We start from the raw sequence: 7,197 nt of genomic DNA, 5'->3' as shown, positions 1-7,197 counted from the left end.
GATAGTTATAGAATGTTAAATCTGTACATCGCACCTTGCCAATATCTGTACATCGCATGTTGCCATTTTTTGTACATTGCAATTTTGCTAATTACAAATGCCTCGTAATCCCAATGTTTATAATAAATCCAAACAAGAGTTTGAACCAAATCCAAGAGATTCCGACCAAATAGAGCCAAAGGAATATTTTGCTATTTTCGATTTGATATCAAGTTATTTGTGGTTGAGTAACACAAAAAAGAAATCGCTTTTGATTGACCATTTTTAAAAATTGTTTAAAAATAAGAAGATAGTTTTAAAGGATGTGTATGATGAAAGTAAATTCATTGAAGGATTAAAGACACTTGACCAAATTAAACTAAGTGCAGCACCTAGTTTATTCAGTCAATCAAATTCCGTTTCAAAGGCGTTAATTGATGAAATGTATGGTGCTTATGAAGCAATTCTGCATTTGAAGTATAAAGACACGTTTATCGGAGATAATTTGTATTCGAAAATCAAAAGTATTTTCAAAAACCGTGAGAGTTTCAATGGAATAATGATAGCGGGTAGAGACGAAAAAAATATGGGTATGTTCTTTAATAATAATCTGTTCACACGAAAGATTGATATTGAAGCTCCAATAGATGAAAATGAAATGTTTAATCCAAGTGATGTTTTCAGTCGAATCATTGCTAAAATAGAAGAAGAAATAAATGCAAACGGTTAAATACATATCAAAATATCTTTTTTCAATAGGTGTAATTTTTCTCTTATCCACCTATTTGCATTTTGATAACTCCGCAACTTTTGGTCATATTTTGACTTTTCTATCAGTTACAATTGGCTTTACTATAACAGCTTTATCAATAATTGCAACATCTAATTTCTCAAAGGATTTATATAAAAAGGAAGCACCAGATGATAATTCAAAATCTTTGCTGCACCAATTAGTAGGTAAGTTTGAAATATCAACTTTGACCTTTGCATCAGCCATAATCTTAATTTTGATATACTCATTAATTGAACCAGCTACAATCAAAGAATATTCATTTTTCAATACAACTATTAGCTTTAAAACGATTCTAAGCGGATTAATTTGGTTTTTGACATTTTGGTCAATTTGGCTCTTTTTAGACCTTGTAAAAATGTTTTCAAAATTCGTAATTCAAAGTGCTAAAAGACAATAATATGCCCACGCTTCACAGTCACACACATTGCCAAGCCCCACGAGCCAACGCTAAAACCAAAGCTTGTCAAAGAGTGTGTCTGTCCAAACGCACGGCAGTCAGAAACAGTGTAGCAAATTGAAAGAAAAAATGATGGAAAACAAAGAACACCAGGCGGTAACACGCGGTATAAAACATTGGGGTTTAAGTGGTTATTCAAACATCCTGCCACGCATTAAGTTCAGTGTAACTGGATAGGTAAATAGCCCGCAATCCCCAACGATTTCATACCGCCATCCGTTAGCTGCAATATTAGGAAGCTGCCACATAATTTTATATATTTGCAAAATCTAAAACTAAACAGTCAGTAGGGATGAAAAAATAATTTCTTTCACATATAGATAAAAAAGTACAGTAGAATATTTTGCTGTGAGTGTTTCATTTTTTATAAAGAAAGAAATTATGTTGACTTTACATAGTGTATCATATACACACCCTAATAAAGATTTGCTGTTTACTGACATCAACCTAACGATAAACAACCACGACAAAATAGCTTTGATTGGTAGCAACGGAGTTGGAAAATCAACGTTGTTGAAAATTATTGCTAAAGAATTAGAACCGTCAGGCGGTAAAATAAATGTTGATGCGGAACCGTATTATATCCCACAAATTTGCGGACAGTTTAACCATTTGAGCATTGCTCAGGCATTAAGGATTGAAAATAAGTTAAATGCCTTAAATGAAATTTTGAACGGAAACATAAGTGAAGAAAATTTCAACCTGCTTAATGATGACTGGACATTAGAAGACCGTTGTAAAGATGCTCTGAACTATTGGCATTTATCCAATTTAGACTTGTCTCAAAAAATGGACACCCTTAGTGGAGGACAGAAGACAAAAGTTTTTCTCGCAGGCATTTCTATCCATCAATATGAGTTGGTTTTGCTGGACGAACCAAGCAATCATTTGGATATTTTTGGCAGGCAACTGTTGTATGATTATATTCAATCTACAGAAAGTACTTTGGTTATCGTAAGCCACGACAGAAAATTACTGAACCTCTTAGATACCGTTTGCGAATTAAACTCAAATGGAATTAAAGTCTATGGTGGTGATTACGACTTTTATAAGGAACAAAAACAAATTGAAATAAATGCGCTTAACCAAGATATTCAAAGCAAGGAAAAGGACTTGAAAAAAGCCAAAGAGAAACAACGTGAAACTTTGGAACGTCAAAGAAAACTGGACACACGAGCAAAAAAAAGTAGTGGTAAAGCGGGGCTTCCTAAAATAGTTTCCAATGCTATGAAAAACAGTGCAGAGTTAAGTACTGCTAAAATAGCGGGTGTTCACACAGAAAAAATAGGAATTGTCAGAACTGAATTACAAAAGTTGCGTTCTTCCCTTTCTGAAATTAACCAAATGAAGTTTGGATTTGACAATTCAAAACTTCATAGAGGCAAAAATCTTTTTATTGCAAATAGTATTAATTTCGGGTACACAACCGAAAACTATTTATGGAGAGAAAATTTGAATTTTCAAATTGTTAGTGGGGAACGAATATCTGTAAAAGGAGCAAACGGTTCTGGTAAAACGACTTTAATAAAAATGATTTTGGGATATCTTGTACCGCAAATCGGCACAGTCTTTATTGCAGAAAACAAATCGGTTTATATTGACCAAGATTATTCGTTAATAGATAACAACCGAAAAGTTTATGAGCAGTCACAGCAATTTAATACTTTTGCATTGCAGGAACACGAAATAAAAATAAGACTAAATAGGTTTTTGTTCCCAAAAGAAGATTGGGACAAGCCTTGCAATGCTTTAAGTGGTGGGGAAAGAATGCGTTTGATGTTATGTTGTTTAAGCATTTACAATCAATCGCCAGACATCATAATCTTGGACGAACCGACCAATAATTTGGATATTTATAACATAGAAATACTAACAAATGCCATCAATGATTATCAGGGTACATTGATTGTCATTTCGCACGATGAAACTTTTTTAGAGCAAATAAACATAGAAAGAACAATTAATTTATAAAAATACAGCAGCTAACACGCGGTATAGCCAATAAGGGTTTCAGTGGTATGCGAAGGTTTGTTGCCCGCTTCAATTTTCGTGTAACTTGATAGGACATCGCCCGCAATCCCTTACTGGCCATACCGCCAACCGTTGTGCGTCATTCAATGGAGACAGTACAAACTTGAAAATGACTGCAAAAAATTAACATTGACCTTTTTAATATAGAAAAAATGACGACAAATATCTTCCTTAATTCGTATCAACAGCCCGAGAATAAACTGACTTACAATTTTTTTGCAATTCTTGAAATCTTAAACAGCAATCAATTTATTGACTACTTGACAAGCAAGCAGACTTCAGAAAAACCAATCATTGGAATTAAAACGGTATACGGTGGCGGAGAAACAAATCCTGATGGTAGTTTTGATATAAAATTGTCTAACGCAAAACAAATTACAGTTTTCTATGAAAACAAAACAAATAGAAGAGGATTAGACGCAGACCAACTAATCGGACATTTAAAACAATGTAGTGAAAGTGATTTACTACTTGTAACCTCACCAAGAAAATCTGACATTGAAATTGTAAAAGAAATTGGAGACCCACGAATTGTTTTTAGAACATGGCAAGAAATTTCACTGTATTTAAAGAAAAACTTTCAAGACAATCCAATTGTTCAACAATTTGTCGAGTATGGAAAAAAATCTGGTGAATTTGACGAACTTGGAGAAATATATTCTGAAGAAATACAAATTTATTGTGAGTATTTAAAAATTAACTTTGACTTGAAAATTAGTAGCATCTTTCAAAATTTCATTCACGATATTGATTTTTCTAAATTCGGGTTCAATAATATCAAATTACATTATTCAGACGCTTGGGGCAGAAAGGGAGCAGAAATTTCATTAAAGAATACTGATAATTCTACTTATGAACAATTTGGTGCAATATGCTTGTATTATGACATAGACGACCACGGAATAATTTTTAAAAAGAATCTTCCTGAATTAGCTTTCTTCTTTGATATAGACCCTGAACACAAAAATTTACTCCAAATCGACAATGAGTTTAAAGAAATAAAAAATAATCTTGTCGCAGACGGTTTTGAAAGTAATTTAGAAAATGAGTTAACTGCAAATCAATGGCGATTACTTGCTTACAGACAAACAATATCAGACTTCAAAATACTAAATGTTCAAGAGATTATTTCCTTTACTGAAAAGGTGTTGACAATCATTTTGAAAAACAATGCCACCAAACATAAATACTTTTCACAGTTTATCAAAACAGAGGAAATATGATGACAAACTTGATACTGCAACACGCTTTTTGTTTATCGTTTCGTGAACAGTTATGTACTGACATTGGAGGACATCGCTTCGTTAGAAGAGAAGAACGAACGCACAACAGCACCTACCCAAAAGGCGGGGTTTCGTGCTTCGCAGACACATTTATGCAAGCCGAAAGTTCAGTTCTCCGAATGAAGTTTAGTGCTAAAAATCCCGCCCTTCGGGTAGCTGCAAAACGTTAGCACCAATTTAATAAAAGGAAATATGTCAAAAACTAAATTTATTGGTGAATCGGGAGAACATTATGTAGCTTATAAATTAGCTAGAAAAAATTATTACGTTGGACTTACAGTAGGAAACATGCCAAATGTTGACCTAATCATAAGTTCAAATCAAGGATTAAAAAGTATTTCGATTCAGGTAAAAACAAGCCAAGGAGCATATAGAAAAAAGAGATACGGAAACGAAGGATACGAATGGGATGTAAATGTAGGAGTGATTGGCAGACATTCAACTGACTTTTGGTATGTTTTTGTGGATTTTAAATGGGATGAAAACGTTGAGCCAGATGTTTACGTAGTGCCATCACTTTGGGTCTCAGAATTTGTAAAACCCGAGTTCTCAAGAAAAATTTTTTTTCTGCCAAAAGCAGCAGCAGACCAAACAAGAAACAAATGGGAAATAATTGAAAAAATAATAAATGGAGATCCTGAAACAAAAAAATGGGCTTCAACCTGGGATGAGAAAGTATTAGTACGCTGGGGGTGACTTGACTGAAATGAAAATATAGCATTATTAAAGAATATAAAACAATAACGTGCTACAACACCGACGCATAGGCAATAGCGGGTTCAGTGTTTCATTGAAACCGCAGATTTAAGTAGAAAGTCCTGTCCTTTGGACAGACCATTTCGACGTGAAATCCGCTACTGCTCATCGCCATAAACGTCAACCCCCAACCCAAAAAACCCTTCCTGAAAGAAAACACAACCCCATTCTCTTTGCGCCCCGCGCCCTGCATCACGTGTACAGATACCGCTTGATGTTTTTCTTGGGTGTTTTTACAAACTCTACGTCCACAATTTCTACGTCGGTGATTTGTGCAAAGCGCGGCAACTCCTCGTTAAGTTCTTTGAGACCCTCTTTCATCTTTTTGTCGATATCCTGAAAGTCGAGCTTGCCGCATTCCATCGCTTCGCGGTCGGGATAAATCATGGCCAAGAGTTTGTCTTTGTGCATCTTCACCACGCATTCCTGCACGCAGGGCATGTTGGAGATTTTGGCTTCGATCTCTTCGGGATAGATATTTTGCCCCGACGGCCCCAAAATCATATTCTTGCTGCGCCCTTTTATATACAGGAATCCATCGCTGTCGATGTAGCCCAGGTCGCCGGTTTTCAGCCAGCCGTCTTTGGTAAAAGCCTCTTTATCGGCAGCTTCATTTTTATAATATCCGGTCATCATATTGCTGCCTTTCACCATTATTTCGCCAATGCCGGTGTCGGTGTCCGGACGCACAATTTTCATCTTCATCCTGTCCACCACCAAGCCTGCCGAGCGAGAGCGCGATTTATCCCAGGCCACATAACTAATCAGCGGACCACATTCGGTCATGCCATAACCAACGGTGAAACGGAATCCAATTTTGCGGAAAAAGTTCTCCACGTCCTCGCTCAAAGGTGCCCCGCCGATAACGATCTCACGAAATTGTCCACCAAAAGTATCCGTCAGCGTTTTGTTCACCCGCCGCCGGATAACCTCGCCCACCACCGGCGTCTTGAGCAGCATCTTCATCATCGGCTTGTCGAGCTTGGGAACGATTTTCTTTTTATAAATTTTTTCGATCACCAGCGGCACCGACAAGATCAGGTGCGGCTTGATTTCGCCAAAAGCTTTAGTGACGATGGCCGGCGAGGGAATTTTGGCGAGAAAAGTAATATGACATCCCATAGTAAAAGGAAACAAAAACTCGAACAACAACCCAAAAACATGCGCCAGAGGCAAAAACGAAACAATTTGGTTTCCGGCTTCAAGTGGCATATTTTCACGCGCAAAAATGATGTTGCTATAAAGGCTTCGCTGCGGCAGCATCACGCCTTTGGTAAATCCGGAGGTGCCGCTGGTGTAAGATATTATACACAAATCCTCAGGCTTTCCCTGATGGTAGCGGAGATCATCCGGACTCAGCGCCACCGAAGTGCTTTGCTGCTCCACACGCTGAAATGCCTGTGCAGTTTTGGTTCCTTTTTCGTGCAGCAAACTAAAATTGCGAAGTTCCAGGATGCAGGTGAGCGTCTTTAAATGATCGATCTCGAGTCGATCATAAATAGCTGATGAAACAATGAGAATTTTAGAGTCGGAATGATTGACAATGTGATGCACATTTTCGGTAGAGAAATCGGGCAGGATAGGTACCACAACGGCGCCATAAGTTATGATGCCGATAAAAGCAATGCCCCAGGCAGCCGAGTTAGTCCCCAGCAAAGCAATTTTATCACCTTTGTCGATCTTCTCTTCTTTAAAAAATCGATGCAAAAAATCGATGCGTTCGGCCACCTCGCCAAAAGTCAGCGTATCGGCGCCATAGTTGCTAAAAGCGGGCTTTTTCCAATTCTTCTTTATTGCGTCGCTAAAAAGATCGCTCAGGTAAGTGCTTTCGTTTTTGGTATCCTTTTTATCCTTGCGTTTCATAGGCATTTGTTTTTTAATAAAGAAATTGACTAAAA

The 7,197-nt window shown here is 37.0% G+C and carries 6 protein-coding genes; 4 read left to right on the top strand and 2 right to left on the bottom strand.

The window, feature by feature from the left end:
* Window positions 1-271: 271 nt before the first annotated feature.
* Window positions 272-709 (top strand): hypothetical protein, encoded by a 438-nt coding sequence (locus tag VFC92_05080; protein HZK07552.1) that lies wholly within the window; start codon window positions 272-274, stop codon window positions 707-709.
* 84 nt (window positions 710-793) lie between these two features.
* On the opposite strand, the gene VFC92_05075 is transcribed toward VFC92_05080, so the two are convergent.
* Window positions 794-1,039: a hypothetical protein gene (locus VFC92_05075; protein ID HZK07551.1), complete on the bottom strand. Its 246-nt coding sequence runs from the start codon at window positions 1,037-1,039 to the stop codon at window positions 794-796.
* Window positions 1,040-1,610: 571 nt separating this feature from the next.
* Here VFC92_05075 and VFC92_05070 point away from each other — a divergent pair.
* The 3 genes from VFC92_05070 to VFC92_05060 all read left to right on the top strand — a co-directional run bounded on the left by VFC92_05070 (window position 1,611) and on the right by VFC92_05060 (window position 5,239).
* Window positions 1,611-3,200: an ABC-F family ATP-binding cassette domain-containing protein gene (locus VFC92_05070; GenBank protein ID HZK07550.1), complete on the top strand. Its 1,590-nt coding sequence runs from the start codon at window positions 1,611-1,613 to the stop codon at window positions 3,198-3,200.
* Window positions 3,201-3,412: 212 nt separating this feature from the next.
* The gene (locus VFC92_05065) at window positions 3,413-4,483 is read left to right on the top strand and encodes a hypothetical protein (GenBank protein ID HZK07549.1); all 1,071 of its coding nucleotides are present in this window, start codon (window positions 3,413-3,415) and stop codon (window positions 4,481-4,483) included.
* 252 nt (window positions 4,484-4,735) lie between these two features.
* Entirely contained in the window at window positions 4,736-5,239 is a 504-nt protein-coding gene (locus VFC92_05060; GenBank protein HZK07548.1) for a hypothetical protein, read from the top strand.
* A 252-nt stretch (window positions 5,240-5,491) separates the two neighbouring features.
* Here the strand turns inward: VFC92_05060 and VFC92_05055 are convergent, their stop codons facing one another.
* Entirely contained in the window at window positions 5,492-7,162 is a 1,671-nt protein-coding gene (locus tag VFC92_05055; GenBank protein ID HZK07547.1) for an AMP-binding protein, read from the bottom strand.
* Window positions 7,163-7,197 lie beyond the last annotated feature (35 nt).

The organism is Bacteroidales bacterium, from assembly GCA_035647615.1.
Taxonomy (GTDB): domain Bacteria; phylum Bacteroidota; class Bacteroidia; order Bacteroidales; family 4484-276; genus SABY01.
This window is presented reverse-complemented; position numbering and strand designations above follow the sequence as displayed.